General features: G+C 37.5%; 17 protein-coding genes and 1 riboswitch. Of the genes, 2 read left to right on the forward strand and 15 right to left on the reverse strand.

The window, feature by feature from the left end; genetic code table 11:
- Positions 1–110 precede the first annotated feature (110 nt).
- Positions 111–476 (forward strand): VOC family protein, encoded by a 366-nt coding sequence (locus tag KE503_RS02500; protein ID WP_022375250.1) that lies wholly within the window; start codon positions 111–113, stop codon positions 474–476.
- A 493-nt stretch (positions 477–969) separates the two neighbouring features.
- On the opposite strand, the gene KE503_RS02505 is transcribed toward KE503_RS02500, so the two are convergent.
- From KE503_RS02505 to KE503_RS02525, 5 genes are all read right to left on the reverse strand, one after another.
- Complete coding sequence (locus tag KE503_RS02505) at positions 970–2,352, reverse strand: aminopeptidase (RefSeq protein WP_022375248.1); 1,383 nt, start codon at positions 2,350–2,352, stop codon at positions 970–972.
- The gene (locus tag KE503_RS02510; RefSeq protein WP_212384400.1) at positions 2,353–2,700 is read right to left on the reverse strand and encodes an arsenate reductase family protein; all 348 of its coding nucleotides are present in this window, start codon (positions 2,698–2,700) and stop codon (positions 2,353–2,355) included.
- An 18-nt stretch (positions 2,701–2,718) separates the two neighbouring features.
- On the reverse strand, positions 2,719–3,897 hold the full coding sequence (locus tag KE503_RS02515) for a D-alanyl-D-alanine carboxypeptidase family protein (RefSeq protein ID WP_022375246.1): 1,179 nt from the start codon (positions 3,895–3,897) through the stop codon (positions 2,719–2,721).
- Positions 3,898–3,969: 72 nt separating this feature from the next.
- Entirely contained in the window at positions 3,970–4,512 is a 543-nt protein-coding gene (locus KE503_RS02520; RefSeq protein WP_117944669.1) for a tRNA (mnm(5)s(2)U34)-methyltransferase, read from the reverse strand.
- Positions 4,513–4,632: 120 nt separating this feature from the next.
- Positions 4,633–6,018: a L,D-transpeptidase family protein gene (locus KE503_RS02525; protein ID WP_212384401.1), complete on the reverse strand. Its 1,386-nt coding sequence runs from the start codon at positions 6,016–6,018 to the stop codon at positions 4,633–4,635.
- A gap of 245 nt (positions 6,019–6,263) precedes the next feature.
- Here KE503_RS02525 and KE503_RS02530 point away from each other — a divergent pair, with 245 nt between their 5' ends.
- Positions 6,264–7,604 carry a butyryl-CoA:acetate CoA-transferase gene (locus KE503_RS02530; RefSeq protein ID WP_212384402.1) on the forward strand — a complete coding sequence of 447 codons (1,341 nt, stop codon included), beginning with the start codon at positions 6,264–6,266 and terminating at the stop codon, positions 7,602–7,604.
- An 88-nt stretch (positions 7,605–7,692) separates the two neighbouring features.
- On the opposite strand, the gene KE503_RS02535 is transcribed toward KE503_RS02530, so the two are convergent.
- From KE503_RS02535 to scpB, 10 genes are all read right to left on the reverse strand, one after another.
- Positions 7,693–8,715, reverse strand: a complete 1,023-nt coding sequence (locus KE503_RS02535) for a nucleoid-associated protein (protein WP_055196834.1) — start codon at positions 8,713–8,715, stop codon at positions 7,693–7,695.
- Positions 8,716–9,123: 408 nt separating this feature from the next.
- A riboswitch (cyclic di-GMP riboswitch) is annotated at positions 9,124–9,212 on the reverse strand.
- A gap of 162 nt (positions 9,213–9,374) precedes the next feature.
- The gene (locus tag KE503_RS02540; protein ID WP_039861946.1) at positions 9,375–10,409 is read right to left on the reverse strand and encodes an electron transfer flavoprotein subunit alpha/FixB family protein; all 1,035 of its coding nucleotides are present in this window, start codon (positions 10,407–10,409) and stop codon (positions 9,375–9,377) included.
- Positions 10,410–10,433: 24 nt separating this feature from the next.
- Entirely contained in the window at positions 10,434–11,216 is a 783-nt protein-coding gene (locus KE503_RS02545; RefSeq protein WP_009263922.1) for an electron transfer flavoprotein subunit beta/FixA family protein, read from the reverse strand.
- Positions 11,217–11,229: 13 nt separating this feature from the next.
- Positions 11,230–12,381 (reverse strand): acyl-CoA dehydrogenase, encoded by a 1,152-nt coding sequence (locus tag KE503_RS02550; protein WP_008392576.1) that lies wholly within the window; start codon positions 12,379–12,381, stop codon positions 11,230–11,232.
- A gap of 87 nt (positions 12,382–12,468) precedes the next feature.
- Positions 12,469–13,308, reverse strand: coding sequence for a 3-hydroxybutyryl-CoA dehydrogenase (locus KE503_RS02555; RefSeq protein WP_212384403.1), 840 nt, complete (start codon positions 13,306–13,308; stop codon positions 12,469–12,471).
- An 87-nt stretch (positions 13,309–13,395) separates the two neighbouring features.
- The gene (locus KE503_RS02560; RefSeq protein WP_009263924.1) at positions 13,396–14,187 is read right to left on the reverse strand and encodes an enoyl-CoA hydratase-related protein; all 792 of its coding nucleotides are present in this window, start codon (positions 14,185–14,187) and stop codon (positions 13,396–13,398) included.
- A 36-nt stretch (positions 14,188–14,223) separates the two neighbouring features.
- A complete protein-coding gene (locus KE503_RS02565) occupies positions 14,224–15,408 on the reverse strand; it encodes an acetyl-CoA C-acetyltransferase (protein WP_009204510.1) in 1,185 nt (394 codons plus the stop codon).
- Between the two features lie 545 nt (positions 15,409–15,953).
- Complete coding sequence (gene ilvN / locus KE503_RS02570; RefSeq protein WP_015530385.1) at positions 15,954–16,463, reverse strand: acetolactate synthase small subunit; 510 nt, start codon at positions 16,461–16,463, stop codon at positions 15,954–15,956.
- Positions 16,464–16,474: 11 nt separating this feature from the next.
- A complete protein-coding gene (gene ilvB / locus KE503_RS02575; RefSeq protein ID WP_212384404.1) occupies positions 16,475–18,220 on the reverse strand; it encodes a biosynthetic-type acetolactate synthase large subunit in 1,746 nt (581 codons plus the stop codon).
- A 1-nt stretch (position 18,221) separates the two neighbouring features.
- Positions 18,222–18,815: an SMC-Scp complex subunit ScpB gene (gene scpB, locus KE503_RS02580; protein ID WP_117944638.1), complete on the reverse strand. Its 594-nt coding sequence runs from the start codon at positions 18,813–18,815 to the stop codon at positions 18,222–18,224.

Raw genomic sequence — 18,815 nt, forward strand, 5'->3', positions numbered from 1 at the left:
TTGTAAACATATAAATATGCTGATATGATAAATTTAAATTTTTTTTAAGATTTGTAATCATTTTTTATTCATTTTCAAATGATTACAGTACAATAAGAAAGGATGTTTTTATGTTTCAATTTAATCACTTTAATTTTAATGTTTTAGATCTTGAAAAGAGCTTAAAATTCTATAAAGAAGCTTTAGGACTTGACGTTGTCCGCGAAAAGGATTCTTCTGATGGAAGTTTTAAGATCGTTTATCTTGGCGATCACTCTTCTGATTTCTTATTAGAGCTTACTTGGATGCGTGATCAAAAAGAGCCTTATAATCTTGGAGATGAGGAATTTCATCTTGCTTTGACTGCAGATGATTTTGATCAGGCGCATGCACTTCATGAGAAGATGGGATGTATTTGTTTTGAGAACCATGATATGGGGATTTATTTTATTAATGATCCGGATGGGTATTGGATTGAGATCATTCCAGCGAAATAGATTGATTGATACTATCTAGGCTATAAATGAAGAATTGATCTATCATCTGGCTCGGAACGCGTTTTCACTCGGATTCTCACGTAACAGACACTAAATTCGACAGCGACTATCGTCACTGCTCATTAAGTGCTGACGTGTTCATACGGTTCTGTGCCAGATGATAGAGCAATTCTTCTTATACTTTAATGTATTAGATACTATTTCGGTATTATTGAATGTTCCATCTTTGGCTTCTTTTGTTTCTCTCCTTCTCCTACCGCTACAATTATTCTTAAAAAATAAATCTGCTGGAATTGAGGAAATCTTAAATTTTCCAAGATGAGCTGATCTAATGCCATTTCAGCTAACTTATATTCATCTCTTTGCACATTCGCCCAGGCCATCTTCAAAAGATATCCATTTTTTATACTATATCATATCCCCCCTATATTAAAACAAGCTGACACCACATATTTCTGTGATATCAGCTTATCTTCACATATCTTATCAAATTTTATCTACAATTCTTCAAGAATGCCTCATATCCTTTTTCCACTTCATAGATATCGGACTTACTTGTGATTTCCCATGGTGCATGCATGCTTAGAACTGCAACGCCACAGTCGATGACATTCATGCTGTAGGCTGCTGGAATGTAAGCGATCGTTCCTCCGCCTCCTTCGTCAACTTTTCCAAGTTCAGCTGTCTGAAACGCTACTTTTGCATCATCAAAGATCTTTCTTAACTGGGCGATGTATTCTGGGTTTGCATCATTGGATCCTGATTTTCCTCTGGCTCCAGTGTATTTGTTTAATACTAAGCCCTTTCCGAAATATGCACAGTTTTTCTTCTCCATAACACTTGGATAGTTTGGATCGAAGGCTGCGCTTACGTCGGATGATAGCATGTAGGAATTCTGCAGGGTTCTTCTTAATCTCAGGTCATTGTAATCTCCTGTTAAGGCTAAGATTTCCGCGACTGTATTTTCAAAGAATTTAGAGTGCATTCCAGTTGCTCCAACACTTCCGATTTCTTCTTTATCTACTAAGATGCAGCAGGATGTTCTCTTTGGTGCTTCTACATTTAACATAGCTGCTAAGGATGTATAGGCACAGACTCTGTCATCTTGTCCGTAGGACATGATCATGCTGCGATCTAATCCAAAGTCTCTTGCTTTTCCTGCTGGTACGACTTCAATCTCTGCGGATAAGAAGTCTTCTTCTTCTATTCCGTATTCTTCATCTAATAACTGTAACAGCTGTTTCTTAACTGCTTCTTTTTCTTCGTCTTTTAATGGTTTACTTCCGATCAGAACGTTAAGGTCTTCTCCTTCTACGATCACATTCCCTTTCTTCTGCATCTGTTTTCCTGATAAATGGATTAAAAGATCTGTAATTCCCACTACTGGATCTTCGTCTTTTTCTCCAATACAGATGTTGACTCTTGTTCCATCTTTTTTAACTACAACTCCGTGTAATGCCATTGGAAGTGTAACCCACTGGTATTTTTTGACTCCACCATAGTAGTGTGTGTCTAATAATGCCATCTCTGTATCTTCATATAATGGATTTTGTTTTAAATCCAGTCTTGGGGAATCGATATGGGCTCCTAAAATATTTAATCCGTCTTCGATCGCATCTTCTCCAATCTGGAATAATACGATCGTTTTCTCCATCCATGTGCGATAAACTTTATCACCTGCTTTTAATGGTGTCTGATTCTTGATCAGTTCTTCTAAATCCTGATATCCGGCTTTCTCTGCCAGTTCTATAGATTGTGCCACGCATTCTCTTTCTGTCTTTCCATTGGATAAGAAATCTTTGTATTCCTTACAAAGTTCTTCTAACGCCTTTAAATCTGCTTCTTCATATGTTGTCCATGCATTTGCTCGATTCATCTATAATGTCTCCTTCCATTGTGCTTCTTTAAATCCGATCAGCACGAAATCATCTCCTACAATCAGTGGTCGTTTTACTAACATTCCGTCTGTTGCAAGCAATTTATATTGTTCTTCTTCTGACATTTCTGGTAATTGATCTTTCAATCCAAGTTCACGGTATTTCATGCCACTTGTATTAAAAAATCGTTTCAGCGGCAGTCCGCTTCTTTGATGCCAGTCTTTTAGTTCTTCGGCTGTTGGATTGTCTTCGATGATATGGCGGTCTTCATAGGATACGCCATGTTCATCCAACCATTTCTTTGCTTTCTTGCAGGTACTACATTTTGGATATTCTAAAAACAGCATTGTTTCGCCTCCTCGCATTTATCTTATCTGTTTTATCATAGCACATTCTCGTGTCAGCGTAAATCTTTGAATGATTTTCTCAAAATAGTACCAGTAATCTTTCCGTTTTATGTTCTGTTTTGTGTAAACAGGTATGGCCTTTTGACTTTTCCCATTGACCAGATATCGAATTTCTCCAATCTTTTGCCCTTTTTTCACAGGGGCATCAACGTATGAAGGCAAAATACTCTCAACCTTTATCTGATCCGTTTTCTTTACCAGAAATGAAACTTTCAGATTTCCTGTTTTTAATAAGACTTTTTGTTTTAAGCCATCTTTTACATAAATCTCTTTGATCTTACTTGTATCTGCAACAATCTCTCGTTTCTCGTAATGATCTGTGGCATATTGGACCAGCTTTCTTACATCGTTCCATTTATAGGTTTTATGTGGCGGCCATCCACTTGCAAGAACTGAAAGTGTCATCGTCATATTTTTCTGCTTCACTGCTCCGACATAGCAATATCCCGCTTTCGAAGTATACCCTGTCTTCCCAGATATAGCTCCCTGCATAGTAGATAACAATGCATTATGATTGTTACAGGTAAACCTTCTCTTCCCACTGTCATCCGTAAATGTATGCTGTTTTGCCTGTGTAATTTCAAGGAAGTGCTGATTCTTAATACAAGATGCCATAATCTTTGCCAAATCCTGTGCGGTTGTTTCATGCCTTCCGTTCTTGTCTGTCCCATCCAGTCCATTTGGTGTTACAAAATGTGTATTGGATGCTCCAAGTTTTCCTGCCAACTGATTGACTCTTTTTTCAAATTTTTCTACACTTCCCGCGGCGTATTCTGCCAGCACTACTGCACAATCATTATAAGATTCCAGCATCAGTCCATAAAGTAGATCTTTCACTTTATAACTTTCTCCTTCTCTAACCCCTAATCTTACTTTCGGCTGTATTGCAGCATTTTTGGAAACTTTAGCCTTCTTTTCAATATCACAATGTTCTAAAATATATAAACACGTCAAAATCTTTGTCGTACTTGCATTTGGCATTTTCTGGTCCTTAGATTTTCCATAGAGAATCTTGCCGCTTTCAGCATCCATGATCACAGCTGCCTTTGCATTTAAATTTAATTCGTCTGCTGATATCGAATATATCTGTACACTGCATATGATCATATATAAAAAAACAAAAACTATGGTTTTCATATCCTCATACCTTTCTTTTTATTCATCGAAAATTCAATATAATACAAGTATATGGAATCCATTGTTTCTTTATTATAATTTTATGATAAATACTGGCATTGGCGGATTGTTTCTCTTGTTCGGGAAGTCCTGTCTTGCAATAAAATATTTACGGTCATCCAGCTGACTTAAGTATTCAAGTACACCATCTCGTTCCTCAAATCCACTATCTCCTCCACTGTAAATACAGATACTCATGATCCCACCAGTTTTTAGCAGCTCAAACCCTGCTTGTATTGCCTCAATCGTTGTGTTTGTCTTCGTTGCAAGATGGTGATCTCCACCCGGAAGATAGCCAAGATTAAACATAATACAGGATACTTCTGATTCTTTGACGTACTTTTTCATATGTTCGTGTCCATCCAGGATCAGTTTTGCATTCATTTCATGCTTATCTAACTTTTCTTTTGTTTGTCTTAATGCATCCTCCTGCACATCAAAGGCATATACTTTTCCATCTATTCCTGTTTTACTGCATAAATAATAAGTATCTCCACCTTTTCCCATCGTTGCATCAATGCAGCAGTCTCCTTCTTTGATATATCCATCCAATACCTGATGGATCCAATCTGTCATAGTAATTCTCATTTCATTATTTCCTTTTATTTGCTTATATTAATGAGTCCTGTTTTTAAGGATTCTCCACCAACAATAAAAAAGCAGGGAAGTTTATTGGCAAACTCCCCTGTATTTTTATTAATAGTATGTTACAACCGGGTCACCCTGGCTTACTAATTTGTATAATGTTGCTGCGGAAGATGTTGGAAGGTTAACGCATCCATGAGATCCGTTAGAAACATATTCACTTCCACCAAAGGATCCTCTCCATGGTGCAGAGTGGAATCCTACATTGCCAATGAATGGCATCCAGTATTTAACGTCAGAACTGTATCCCTGTCCACTTAATGTCGCACTTGGCTGTTTATAAAGAATATACGCAACACATTCTGGTGTCTTACGGTCTGCTGTAAGCTTACCAGTAACACAAGCTGTCGCAAATTTTAATTTTCCTTTTTTATAATAATAAACAGTCTGTGCACCCATATCTACTTCTACATAAGTATCTCCGATATCTCCGTTAACACCATCATAGACTTTCGCTTTTTCTCTCCAGTATGGCTCTCTTGTTTCTGTTATTCCTTCTTTTAACATCTTCTTTACAGAAGCCATTTCTTTGTCTTTACTGATACGCCATCCATATGGTCCACCATAGATCTTCTTTGTACGTCCATCATGTGTTTTAAACTTATGCCATCCATACTGTGTATTGTATTTATACATAAATTTTAATAGCCAGTTTTCCATTGCATTTTTGTCTACTTTATATCCTGAATAATCTTTCTTGATCTTTAACCAGCTACTGTATGTATTCTTATCAAGAACAACTACCTGTTTTCCAAATTTATATGTAATACTTCCTTTTAACTTCTTGTTCATCTCTTTTGTAAGACTTACAAGCTTGTCACTCTTAGATGTATATTCTGGATTGTTATAGCAGTTCTCTTTATCCAGAGAAATTGAAGGAATTCCATCTTTGACAGCTTGTCCAATCTTCTTTGCTGCTATATCTTCCTTAAGTTCTGTTCCTTCCTCTTCTTTCTGGATGATGAATTTTCCATCTTTATATACTGGTTTTGCATTCGCCGTCTTGATCATCTTCTTACTATTGAATGCATCTAGTTTCTTATATGCTTTATTGAAAGACTTTGTATCATAAGAATACATTGTCACATTGTCATAATGTTCTGTACCAAATAGTCCTTTAATCCATCCAAATGATCCTTGATCTTCTTTAATCTGTTTAATCTCATCGGCACCTTCAAACTTGGTTTTAACCTGATCACTTGTTAATGTTTCTGTCTTTCCTTTTCTTTCCTTGATAGTTAAAGAATAGTCACTTGCATTCTTATTAAAAATCTCAACAACTTCATCTGCTGTCTTTCCAGCAACATTCATTCCATTGATCTTAGTTCCCCAGAAGAATTTCTTACTGAAGTAAAAACCAATCACAAAATAGATTACCAGTACCGCAACAACTGCAATTCCAAGATAATGTTTCCATGTTAGTTTTTTATTTTCCATTTGTTTTATCCCTCCTAAATACAACTTCCTATTATAGTACAATCTTTCTAAAATAACTACTGTTTTTTTATACTTTTATGTATTTTTATAGAATCAATTTTCATAATTCTTTTGGTTTTTTTAAGATACTTTGATAATTTTTTAACATTTTCTCTTGTACTTACACATTCAAAATGATAAAATATAACTAGTGTGTTAACAATGAAACTTAGATTTCATCTAATTTATTTTTAGGAGGACTTATTATGTCATTCACGCAAGAATATCAAAAAAAATTAACAACAGCAGATGAAGCAGTTAAGGTTGTAAAATCTGGAGACCGTCTGGAATATGGATGGTGCGTAACAACTCCAGTAGCTTTAGATGAAGCACTGGCAAAACGTATGCCAGATCTTGAAAATATCCAGATCCATGGTGGTATCGTTATGCGCCCACTGGCAATCACTCAGATTGAAAATCCAGCGGAACATTTCACATGGAATTCCTGGCACATGGGTGGTTTAGAAAGAAAATGGATCAATGAAGGATTCTCTTTCTATGCACCAATTCGTTACTCTGAATTACCAAGCTACTATCGTGATTATCTTCCAGAAACTGATGTCGTTATGATGCAGGTTGCACCTATGGATGCTCACGGATATTTCAACTTTGGTCCTAGTGCATCTCATACAGCTGCTATGCTTGAGAAAGCAAAATGCGTTATCGTTGAGGTTAATGAGAATATGCCTCGTTGCCTTGGAGGATTTGAAGAAGGAATCCATATTTCCAAAGTTGATATGATCGTTGAAGGAAATAATCCAGCAATCGATGAATTAGGTGGCGGAGGAGCTGCGACTGAAGTTGATCAGGCAGTTGCAAAACTGATCGTTGATCAGATTCCTGATGGAGCTTGTTTACAGCTTGGTATTGGTGGTATGCCAAATGCCGTTGGATCTCTGATCGCAGAATCTGACTTAAAGGACTTGGGTGTTCATACAGAAATGTATGTTGATGCGTTCGTTGATATTGCAAAAGCTGGTAAGATTACTGGAGCTAATAAAAACATCGATCGTTATCGTCAGACATATGCTTTCGCAGCAGGTACTAAGAAGTTATATGATTATTTAAATGATAACCCAGCATGCATGAGTGCTCCTGTTGATTATACAAACAGCATTGCTACTATTTCATCCATTGATAACTTTATCTCTATCAATAATGCGGTAGATATTGACCTTTATGGACAGATCAGTGCTGAATCTTCAGGAATTCGTCAGATCAGTGGTGCCGGCGGACAGCTTGACTTCGTTATGGGTGCTCACTTATCTAATGGTGGTAAGAGTTTCGTATGCTTGTCTTCTACTTTCACAAATAAGAAAGGTGAGACATTCTCAAGAATCCTTCCTACATTACATAATGGATCTATCGTTACTGATACTCGTGCAAATGCTCACTATATTGTTACCGAATATGGTATGGCTAACTTAAAAGGTAAGTCTACATGGGAACGTGCTGAAGCATTAATTAACATCGCTCATCCAGACTTCAGAGACCAGCTGATCAAAGATGCTGAAACTGCTCATATCTGGAGAAGATCTAATAAATAAACTTCCAAAAAAGGTTTAATAGTTTTTTAAATTTTCCAAATTTTAAAAATCCCGAATCCATTCATTCTGTTGGATTCGGGATTTGTTTTTATTTAATTTTTACGCTCTCAATATTCTTAATGATGATCGTGCTTCCACCACCTGATTCTTCAATGATCTCAACATTATCTTTCATATTATATTCTTCCATTGGAATCTTAATCTCAATCCCTGTATCTGTTTCTAGCATCTGATATTCAAGTCTCTTTACTGTATTTTCCTTTGCTACAGTAAACGTATCATACTGCATATCGTATCGTTCAATCTTCTCATCAAATTCCTGTTTCTTTCCTTGATGATTTCCAAAAAGTTTATCTCCGATCTCATTAACTTTAAACGCCTGATTCTCTGAAAATTCTTCTCTTAAACGGCTTTTCATATCCAGCCTTTTTGCAATACCATCTTCTGGATAATGATTGTTGATATCATTGATGACTTTATTTAAAATCTGAAATTTCTTTTTTGGTGCAAGGTCTGCATAACATTGTAAAAAACGTTCTGACAGATAATTGATCTTATCTCCATTTAACATCTCATATTTCTTTTCTACCAATCGCACTTTATATTCTGACAGATCAATAATAACTGCTTCTGTAAGTTTTGCCGAATCTGTCGGCATAACTCTTTGTTTCACGATATCATTTGCCTGTACATCTTCTTCTTCCTGATGCACATATGTCACCTTATAATTCATTTTTAGCAATGCCAGATGAACTACACTTTGAACTTGAAATGTAACACAAAGTAAATCTCCTGCTGGGATTGTAACGCTATCACACATGATGTCAAATAAATTTTCTCCAAGTATTCTCGTTGCCTCAATAAAACTCTCGTCATCAGTCTCATCCATGCTTTCTAACAGACTTAAAATTGGTGAAACACTGCCATCAAACTGACATCTTTTCGCATCATCACTTTCCATAATCTTAAAAATATGCCCTCTGACAAATTCCATAAGATCTGGTCCCATATCAAGAAGCTGGCTGGATAGCCCAAGGTAACCTGTATGACTATCTAATATATGTAAAATTCCTTTTCTGATGATAATATCGTCTTTCTGTATATGTTCCATCTTTATCTCCTTTTTGTTTTTATTCCTTGTATTTTATCATATCGACTCTTTTTAGGCAAAAGATAATCCTGTTTCGCAGAAAAAAATTTTATAACAAAAAAGTCATGGTTCCCTACACCATGACTTCTGCTAATATGAAAAATCCCCATGTATCCTCACTACATAAAACTGGCAACCCACTGTCAGTGATTCTTTCTGCGAACCCCTTCACAAAAACAAATCAGTGAGAAATGTAAAATTCCATATTCTCTATAGGATCCACTCATTGATATCTTACTCGTGGCAAAATGTTATCTTCAGGCTCCCTATTTCCTAAAAATAAAAAACCGTATATAGAATAATCTCATAATCTATAACGGTTGCCTCTATCAGGATAAAATATCCATATCACATTCCCTTAATGTTAAATGTGGCAACCGGCTGTCATAATCTCTAAAAAGACCTTAGACCCTTTGGCTTTGCGTCCCTGCCTTTCAACAGGTTTGCCCTATGAATAAATATGAACTTTAATATACATATATAATATCATGATTCATAAATAATGTCAATCATCTTTTTCTTAGTTATTAATATTTATAATAGTTTTTTTCCTTATACATATAAAAAGTCCGCGATAAAATTACCGCGGACTACTTAAGGATTAAATTCTCAAAAGTTGATTATTTAACAACTGCTCTTAATTTTTCTGTTAAAGCTGGTACGATCTTGTTTAAGTCTCCAACGATTCCGTAATCAGCTACATCAAAGATAGGAGCTGTCTCATCTTTGTTGATTGCAATGATGATATCAGATTCTTCCATACCTGCAACATGCTGGATTGCTCCAGAAATACCAATTGCGAAGTATACGTTAGGACGTACAGTTTTTCCTGTCTGTCCAACCTGAATATCTCTTGACTGCCATCCGTTATCTACAACGGCACGAGAACAGCTTACTTCTCCTCCAAGAACATCTGCTAATTCTCTTAACATTCCGAATCCTTCTTCTCCAACTCCACGTCCACCAGATACTAAGATCTTAGCGTCCATGATATCTACTGTATCTGTAACAGATTTAACGATATCAACGATTTCAACGTATTTGTTGTCTGGAGTAAATCCAGGATTGTATTCGATAACTTCAGCTTTTGCTCCTTCGATAGGATCGATCTTCTGCATAACACCAGGACGAACTGTTGCCATCTGAGGTCTGTTGTCTGGGCAAGCGATTGTTGCGATTGTGTTTCCACCGAATGCTGGACGAGTCATTAATAACTGATTATGTTTCTGTTCTTTTCCTGGGATTGCTCTTAATGGGAAATCACCGATTTCAAGAACTGTACAGTCAGCTGTTAAACCTGTCTGAACACGTGCAGATACACGAGGTCCAAGGTCACGACCAATTGCTGTCGCACCAACTAACATAATTTCTGGTTTGTATTCATTGATTACAGATGCTAATGCATGTGTATATGGTTCTGTTCTGTATTCTTTTAATTCTGGATCGTCAACTACGATTACTTTATCAGCACCGTATTTTGCAAGATCATCTACTAATCCTTTAACGTCAGAACCTACAAGAACAGCAGTTACGTCTGTATCTAAGTCTTTTGCTAAGTCTTTTGCTTTTCCAAGTAATTCGAATGCGATTCCGCTTAATTCGTTATCTACCTGCTGTGCAAAGACGTATACGCCTCTATATTCTTCTAAACCCATTTTATTCACCACTTTTCCTTTTCACTAAATTACATGTTTTTCAGCTAATTTATCCATGATATAATCTACTGCTTCTTCTGGATCAAGTGTAACTTTTTCTCCAGCACCTTTTCTTACTTTGTCAGATGCTTTTGCGATCTTAGTTGGAGATCCAGCAAGACCAAGGTTAGAATCATCTACATCTTTAAGGTCTTTTCTTCCCCAAACAGTTACTTCTGCATCATATGCATCAAAGATTCCACCTGGAGTCATATATCTTGGCTCGTTTAATTCAGCTAATGCTGTAACTAAGCAAGGCATTTTAGCTTTTAAGATGTGGTATCTATCTTCATACTGACGCTGAACAACTACGCTGTCACCGTCAATTTTAATGTCTTCTGCATAAGAGATAACTGGAATATCAAGATGTTCAGAAATCTGTGGTCCAACCTGAGCTGTATCACCATCGATAGCCTGACGTCCTGTGATGATCAGGTCATAATCAAGATTTCTTAATGCTCCAGCTAATGTAGTAGAAGTTGCCCATGTGTCAGCTCCTCCTAATACTCTGTCAGTTACAAGGATACCTTTGTCAGCACCCATTGCCATAGCTTCACGAAGAACTTCGTCAGCTTTTGGAAGTCCCATTGTAAGAACTGTAACTTCAGCTCCATATTCATCTTTAATTCTAAGTGCTGCTTCTAATCCAGCTTTGTCATCTGGGTTCATGATAGTAAGCATAGCACCTCTGTCTAATGTACCATCTGGGTTGAATTTAACTCCACCTTTTGTATCTGGTACCTGTTTTACACAAACAACTATCTTCACGGTAAGTACCTCCCTATTTCAATAAGTTTCCAGAAATAACCATACGCTGAACTTCAGATGTTCCTTCGTAGATTTCTGTGATCTTAGCATCGCGCATCATACGTTCTACATCGTATTCTCTGATGTATCCGTAACCACCATGTAACTGAACAGCTTTTGTTGTTACTTCCATAGCAACTTCTGCTGCATATAATTTAGCCATAGCAGCTTCAACACTGTATACTTTCTGAGTAGCTTTAGCCATAGCAGCTTTGTATACTAACTGTTTTGCAGCTTCTACTTTTGTTGCCATATCAGCTAACTGGAACTGTGTATTCTGGAACTGTCCGATAGAACGTCCGAACTGTTTTCTTTCTTTTACATATTCGATTGTTCTTTCTAAAGCACCTTCTGCAAGTCCAAGAGCCTGAGAAGCGATACCAATACGTCCTCCATCAAGAGTATGCATTGCGATACCGAAACCTTTACCCTGTTTTCCTAACAGATTTTCTTTTGGAATACGGCAGTCTTCAAAAATTAATTCATATGTAGCTGATCCGCGGATACCCATTTTCTTTTCTTTTGTTCCGAATGTGAAACCTGGAGTTCCTTTTTCTACGATGAATGCAGAAATTTCTTTCATCTTTCTTCCGCGTTTTTCAACAACACCTGTTACTGCGATTACGATATAAACGTCTGCGTAGCTACCATTTGTAATGAAGCACTTAGATCCGTTTAATACCCATTCGTCTCCGTCTAATACGGCTTTTGTCTGCTGTCCCTGTGCATCTGTACCAGCACCTGGTTCTGTCAGACCAAAAGCTCCTAATTTCTTACCAGATGCTAAATCTGGGATATATTTTTTCTTCTGTTCTTCTGTACCAAAAGTCTGGATTGGATCGATACAAAGAGATGTATGTGCAGAAACGATAACACCTGTTGTACCACAAACTTTTGATAATTCTTCAACACACATAACGTATGTTAATGGATCGCATCCCTGTCCACCATATTCTTTAGGAACTGGAATACCTAAGAATCCTGCTTTAGCCATTTTTGCTACAGTTTCAACTGGAAACTGTTCATTTTCATCCACGTCCTGTGCAAGAGGCTTTACTTCTTTTTCAGCAAACTCTTTGAAAAGAGTTCTTGCCATTTCATGTTTCTTACTTAATGTGAAATCCATTCTTTATTCCTCCATCATGATTTCTATAAAGTTAACTTTTGCATCCGGAGTTCACCATCTCCGGATGCAAAAGAAAAGCTCTTTTTCTTACTTGCTGTAATCGTAGAATCCTTTACCAGTTTTACATCCTAATAATCCTCCACGAACCATCTTTCTTAATAATGGATGTGGACGATATTTTGTATCACCGAATTCATTGTAAAGTACTTCCATGATTGCAAGGCAAACGTCTAATCCAATTAAATCACCTAAAGCTAAAGGTCCCATTGGATGGTTTGCTCCTAATTTCATAGCTGTATCAATACCTTCTACAGAAGCTACTCCATCAGCATAAATTCCGATTGCTTCGTTGATCATAGGGATTAAGATTCTGTTAACTACGAATCCAGCACCTTCTTCAACCTGTACAGGTGTTTTACCGATTTCTTCAGCGATTGCTTTGATCTTATCAACAACTTCTTTTGGTGTGTTAATACCAGCGATAACTTCAACCAGTTTCATAACAGGAGCTGGGTTAAAGAAATGCATACCGATCATTGGACGATCAAGTCCTGCACCAATTTCTGTGATTGATAAAGAAGATGTATTTGTAGCAAAGATAGCATCTTCTTTACAGATATCCTGTAATTCTTTGAATGTCTGTTTTTTGATTTCCATGTTTTCAATAGCTGCTTCTACGATTAAATCGCAGTCTGTACAGATATCTTTTACACCTGTTGTGATCTTTGCTAAGATAGCATCTACAGTTGCCTGTTCCATTTTTCCTCTTGCAACACGTTTTTCTAAACCTTTTGCGATTTTAGCTTTTCCGTTTGCTGCAAATTCTTCATTAATATCACATAAGCATACTTCATATCCTTCTGTCTGTGCAAATGCCTGTGCGATTCCGCTACCCATTGTTCCAGCGCCGATTACTCCAACTTTCATTATAATTCCTCCTGTAAAATTATTTTACTATGTAATTTTCCGGTCTGCGGCTGATACCGCAGACTGGAAATATATTAAACTTCATTATTATTTGTTCTGGAAAGGAACAACTTTTAATTTCTTGGATTTATCTTTCTCTAAGAAGTTACCCATTCCTGCTTTCTGATCTTCTGTTTCAAAACAGCTTCCGAAAGCTTTTTCTTCTACAACGATTGCCTGATCCATATCTACCTGAAGACCTTCATTGATTGCTTTCTTACATGCACGTACTGCGATTGGTGCATTAGATGCGATCTTGTTAGCTAATTTCTTAGCTGCTGCTAATAATTCTTCCTGTGGATATACTGCATTAACTAATCCGATTCTGTAAGCTTCTTCAGCTTTGATGTTAAATGCTGTATAGATCATTTCTTTTGCTTTTCCTACTCCGACGATACGAGCAAGTCTCTGTGTACCACCGAATCCTGGTGTGATTCCAAGACCAACTTCAGGCTGTCCAAAGATTGCGTTTTCAGAACAGATTCTGATATCACAACTCATGGAAATCTCACATCCACCACCTAAAGCGAATCCATTGACTGCTGCGATAACTGGAATAGGGAATGTTTCGATCTTGCGGAACACATCGTTTCCTGTCTTACCGAAAGCTTCTCCTTCTGCTTTTGTTAATGTACTCATCTCTCCGATGTCAGCACCGGCAACGAAAGATTTATCTCCAGCACCTGTTAATACAACGGCTCTTGTTGCATCTAAGTCGATCGCATCAAAAGTTGCTTCGATCTCTTTTAATACTTCACTATTTAATGCGTTTAATGCTTTTGGACGATTGATTGTTACAACACCTACAAAACCGTCCTGTTCATATGTAACGAATTCCATTCTAAGAATTCTCCTTTCCTAATTATCTATAATTAATTAGTCTCTTTCAACGATAGTTGTGCAACCCATTCCACCACCGATGCAAAGTGTTGCAAGACCTTTCTTAGCGTCTCTCTTCTGCATTTCATGAAGCAGTGTAACGAAGATACGGCATCCTGAAGCTCCTACTGGATGTCCAAGAGCGATTGCTCCACCGTTTACGTTTACTTTGCTCATATCGAATTTCAGATCTCTTGCTACTGCTACAGACTGTGCTGCGAAAGCTTCGTTTGCTTCGATTAAGTCCATATCGTCAATTGTTAAGTCTGCTTTTGCTAAAGCTTTCTTTGTAGAAGCTACTGGTCCAACACCCATGATAGATGGATCTACACCACCAAGAGCTCCTGTTACATATGTAGCCATTGGTGTAACACCTAATTCTTTAGCTTTTTCTTCGCTCATTACTACGACTGCTGCTGCACCATCGTTGATTCCTGATGCGTTACCAGCTGTAACCATTCCACCTTCTTTTCCTGAACAGCATCTTAATCCTGCTAAAGATTCAGCTGTTGTTCCAGGTCTTGGTCCTTCGTCTGTATCTACGATAACTGTTTTCTTTCTCTGTTTTACTTCTACAGGAACGATCTCATCTTTGAATCTTCCTGATTCCTGAGCTGCGACTGCTTTCTGCTGAGAAGCTGCTGCAAACTCATCTAATTCTTCACGAGTTAATCCCCACTGTTCTGCTACGTTTTCAGCTGTGATCATCATGTGATAGTGATTGAATGCATCTGTTAATGCATCGTTAACCATTGTATCTACCAGTGTTCCGTTGTTCATACGATATCCGAAACGTGCTTTTGGTAATGCAAATGGAGCCATTGACATGCTTTCCATACCACCGGCAACAACGATATCAGCATCTCCTGCCTGAATCATCTGTGCTGCCATGTTTACACAGTTTAATCCTGATCCACATACTACGTTAACTGTAACTGCTGGTGTTTCAATTGGAAGTCCTGCGTTTAAGGAAGCCTGACGAGCAACGTTCTGTCCTAATCCTGCCTGGATAACGCATCCCATGTATACATGGTCTACCTGATCAGCTGGAACTCCTGCTCTCTTTAATGCTTCTTTGATTACGATTGATCCCATGTCTACTGCTGGTACTGTGCTGAGTACTCCACCCATTTTACCAATCGCTGTACGGCATGCTCCTGCGATAACTACTTTCTTTGCCATATCAATTTTCCTCCATATTCTTGATTATTATACTTTGGCGATCTTCTCTCTCGCCGATATGTTAATACTATCACAATCTTTTCTCATTTTCAATTGCTATTTTTTAAAAAGATTTTCAATAAATTGTGCAAAGTGCCAAAAACCGCATAAATACGTGTTTTTTTGATGTATACAATGTCCTTGTCGGATTGTATTTTTTTTAACACAATCCGACATAACTTATAACACATTCTCACCGAATCGATAGCTTTCTTGTATTTTATATGAAATAATCCTGATTTTTTCGTGAAAAAAATAACAATTTTTACAATATGAGTATATTTATAATCTTTATAAATTAATTTTTTGTTAAATTTACTTCACTTTCACCATGTCTAACTTAACACATCCCTGTATTTTTTCATTGAAAGAAAAAACTTTTTATTCCTATGAAAAATCCCCATATTTTTTAAAAACTTATTTCTGTACACGCAAAAAAGAGAGCTTGGTGTGTGCGTTAAAACACCAAACTCTCTTTTCTCTTCTATATTATTGTCTTCTGATCATTAACGATCCTGCATGCTGATACAATCGATCGCTACCGGACCACCTCTGACTACTTCAATATTTGTATAACGTTCTTTAAACACCTTTAAAATAGAATCATTCTTTGTCTCTGTACGAATTGCTTCTATTAATAAGCTGTCTTTTCCCATATCCTTGATCAGGAAACGGAACACTTCTGCCATCTGGAAGATCTCTGCCATCTGCTTCTCCGTAAGACTTTTCACTTTGATAAACATGATTTCCTTTGTTCGAATCGATGTATCTGTATAGTCAATGACTTTAATAACTTCCACGCTTCGATTTAACTGTTTCTTGACCTGTTCAAATGTCTTTTCATCTGCATCAATACAGATCGTCATACGAGACATTGTTGGATCTTCTGTTTCTCCAACTGTAAGACTGTGTATATTGTAGGCTTTTCCAGAGAATAGTCCGGAAATTCTTGCAAGAACACCAGCACGGTTTTCTACGAACAAGGAAAGCCATCTTCTTTCCATCTGATTATCCATTTTCATTCCTCCTATTCTTCTCCACGTTCCATGATCAGATCTGTGATAGATCCATTTGGTTTCACCATTGGCATAACAAGTTCTTCATTCTCAATGATAAATTCAATGATCGTTGGCCCATCTGTTTTCGCTTTTGCTTTCTCAAATGCTGGGATAATTTCTTCTTTCTTAAAGACTCTGATCCCCTGTGCTCCATAACTTTCAGCAAGTTTTACAAAATCTGGTGTATATGGCGGACATTTTGAAAAATCTCCATCACAATGATGTTCACAACTCTTTCTTCTTCTTAAACATGTACCTGCATATGCTTTATCATAGAAGAGATCCTGCCACTGTCTCACCATTCCAAGATACCCATTATTTAAAATACAGATTGTAATAGGAAGTTCCTGAATCACAGCTGTCGCGATCTCCTGGGAATTCATCTGAAATCCACCATCTCCAGATACACAAACAACTTCTCTTCCTGGATTACCAATTGCTGCACCAATTGCTGCTGGAAGACCATAACCCATCGTTCCGAGACCACCAGATGTCAGCATCTGTCGTCTTCCATATAGTTGTAAGAACTGTGTCGTCCACATCTGATTCTGTCCAACGTCTGTTGTAACAATTGGTTCATCAAAGTACTCATTGATCGCATCAATGACCTGTTTTGGAACTAATTTTTCTTTTTCTTCCATTACTAATGGCTTTTGTTCATGCCATTCATTCATTTTTAACAGCCATTCATCTACTTTACATGGTTCTTCTTTTTCTGCAATAGACAACATTAATGCGATGGCTTCTTTTGCATCTCCTACCAATGGCACATCAACTGTAACGTTCTTAGAGATTGCCGCTGTATCAATATCAATATGAATGATCTTGGCATCCGATGCAAATGTTCCAAGTTTTCCTGTAATTCGGTCATTAAATCTTGTTCCAATGGAAATCAACAGGTCACAATCATTTACTGCCTGATTTGCAGCATAATTTCCATGCATTCCAATATTTCCATAATATAATTCATGATTTGTTGGTACGATTCCTCGTCCCATGATCGTTGTAACAACTGGAACCTTTAATGTTTCCATTAATTTGCACATCTCTTCTTGTGCCCCTGCGATCTTCGCACCTCCACCAATTAAGAATAATGGACGTTTCGCATCATAGATCATATTCATTGCACGAAGAATCTGTCCATGATGTGGTTTCGTGTTTGGTTTATATCCACGGATATTGACTTCCTCTGGATATTCATCACTTCCTAATTCTGCCATCACATCTTTTGGAAGATCTAATAAGACTGGTCCCGGTTTCCCTGTTCTTGCAATATAAAATGCCTCTTTGATCAGGCGATTCAAATCCTCTCTTTTACGGACAACTATAACAAATTTCGCGATATTTCTTGTAACTCCGACAATATCGATCTCCTGAAATGTATCATTACCGATCAGATTTGTGGCAACCTGTCCTGTAAAACACACCAATGGCACACTGTCATAATTCGCTGTTGCTATTCCTGTAACAAGGTTTGTGGCACCTGGTCCACTTGTTGCTAGACAGACACCAACTTTTCCTGTAGCTCTTGCATATCCATCTGCCGCATGGATCAACCCCTGCTCATGTCTTGGAAGAATCAGTTCTACTTGATCCTGCTTATAGATTTCATCAAAAATATCAATGACACACGCACCCGGATATCCAAAGATCTTCTCTACGCCTTCTTCCTGTAATGCCTTTACCAGAAATTCATTTCCTGTCATTTTACCCATACTACATCTCCTCCATCTCTTCTTCCAGATTAGTCTCATCTAGTGTATATTTCACTTCTTCCTGAGCCTGTATTTTAAAATCTTCCACCTGTTCTTCTCCAACAACTGGAAGATCATCTGTTGATTTTACTCCAAAACATCTCAAAAATTCTTCTGTCGTACGGAACAAGATCGGACGCCCGATCGCATCCAGCCGTCCAGCCTCTTTGATCAGCCGGTATTCTAACAGCTTGTTGATCGGATGATCGCATTTCACACCTCGGATCGCTTCAATCTCTTGTTTCGTTACTGGCTGCTTATAAGCAATGATCGATAAAGTCTCAAGCATTACATCCGTAAGCCTTGGTTTCTTTGGATGGTTCACAATCCTTATCAATGATCCATAATATTCTGTTTTGGTACAAAGCTGATAAGCATCATCCAGTTCCAATAACCGGATCCCTCTCTCTTCTTTGTCATATTCTGTCTGTAACAGTTTGATCAACTCATCAAACTGTTCATCATCTATCTCAAGTGCCTCCATCAGCTGCCGCCTTGTCACACTTGTTCCCATCGAAAATAAAATTCCTTCGATCGCTGCAAGTTTATTCTTCAT

It is taken from the genome of Anaerostipes sp. Marseille-Q3525, from assembly GCF_018223505.1.
GTDB lineage: Bacteria > Bacillota > Clostridia > Lachnospirales > Lachnospiraceae > Anaerostipes > Anaerostipes amylophilus.

Excerpts from the sequence above, each read along its gene's own strand:
- KE503_RS02500 (WP_022375250.1), top strand. The coding sequence starts at position 111 with ATGTTTCAATTTAATCACTTTAATTTTAATGTTTTAGATCTTGAAAAG.
- KE503_RS02505 (WP_022375248.1), bottom strand. The coding sequence starts at position 2,352 with ATGAATCGAGCAAATGCATGGACAACATATGAAGAAGCAGATTTAAAG.
- KE503_RS02510 (WP_212384400.1), bottom strand. The coding sequence starts at position 2,700 with ATGCTGTTTTTAGAATATCCAAAATGTAGTACCTGCAAGAAAGCAAAG.
- KE503_RS02515 (WP_022375246.1), bottom strand. The coding sequence starts at position 3,897 with ATGAAAACCATAGTTTTTGTTTTTTTATATATGATCATATGCAGTGTA.
- KE503_RS02520 (WP_117944669.1), bottom strand. The coding sequence starts at position 4,512 with ATGACAGATTGGATCCATCAGGTATTGGATGGATATATCAAAGAAGGA.
- KE503_RS02525 (WP_212384401.1), bottom strand. The coding sequence starts at position 6,018 with ATGGAAAATAAAAAACTAACATGGAAACATTATCTTGGAATTGCAGTT.
- KE503_RS02530 (WP_212384402.1), top strand. The coding sequence starts at position 6,264 with ATGTCATTCACGCAAGAATATCAAAAAAAATTAACAACAGCAGATGAA.
- KE503_RS02535 (WP_055196834.1), bottom strand. The coding sequence starts at position 8,715 with ATGGAACATATACAGAAAGACGATATTATCATCAGAAAAGGAATTTTA.
- KE503_RS02540 (WP_039861946.1), bottom strand. The coding sequence starts at position 10,409 with ATGGGTTTAGAAGAATATAGAGGCGTATACGTCTTTGCACAGCAGGTA.
- KE503_RS02550 (WP_008392576.1), bottom strand. The coding sequence starts at position 12,381 with ATGGATTTCACATTAAGTAAGAAACATGAAATGGCAAGAACTCTTTTC.
- KE503_RS02555 (WP_212384403.1), bottom strand. The coding sequence starts at position 13,308 with ATGAAAGTTGGAGTAATCGGCGCTGGAACAATGGGTAGCGGAATCGCA.
- KE503_RS02560 (WP_009263924.1), bottom strand. The coding sequence starts at position 14,187 with ATGGAATTCGTTACATATGAACAGGACGGTTTTGTAGGTGTTGTAACA.
- KE503_RS02565 (WP_009204510.1), bottom strand. The coding sequence starts at position 15,408 with ATGGCAAAGAAAGTAGTTATCGCAGGAGCATGCCGTACAGCGATTGGT.
- ilvN (WP_015530385.1), bottom strand. The coding sequence starts at position 16,463 with ATGGATAATCAGATGGAAAGAAGATGGCTTTCCTTGTTCGTAGAAAAC.
- ilvB (WP_212384404.1), bottom strand. The coding sequence starts at position 18,220 with ATGGGTAAAATGACAGGAAATGAATTTCTGGTAAAGGCATTACAGGAA.
- scpB (WP_117944638.1), bottom strand. The coding sequence starts at position 18,815 with ATGAAGAATAAACTTGCAGCGATCGAAGGAATTTTATTTTCGATGGGA.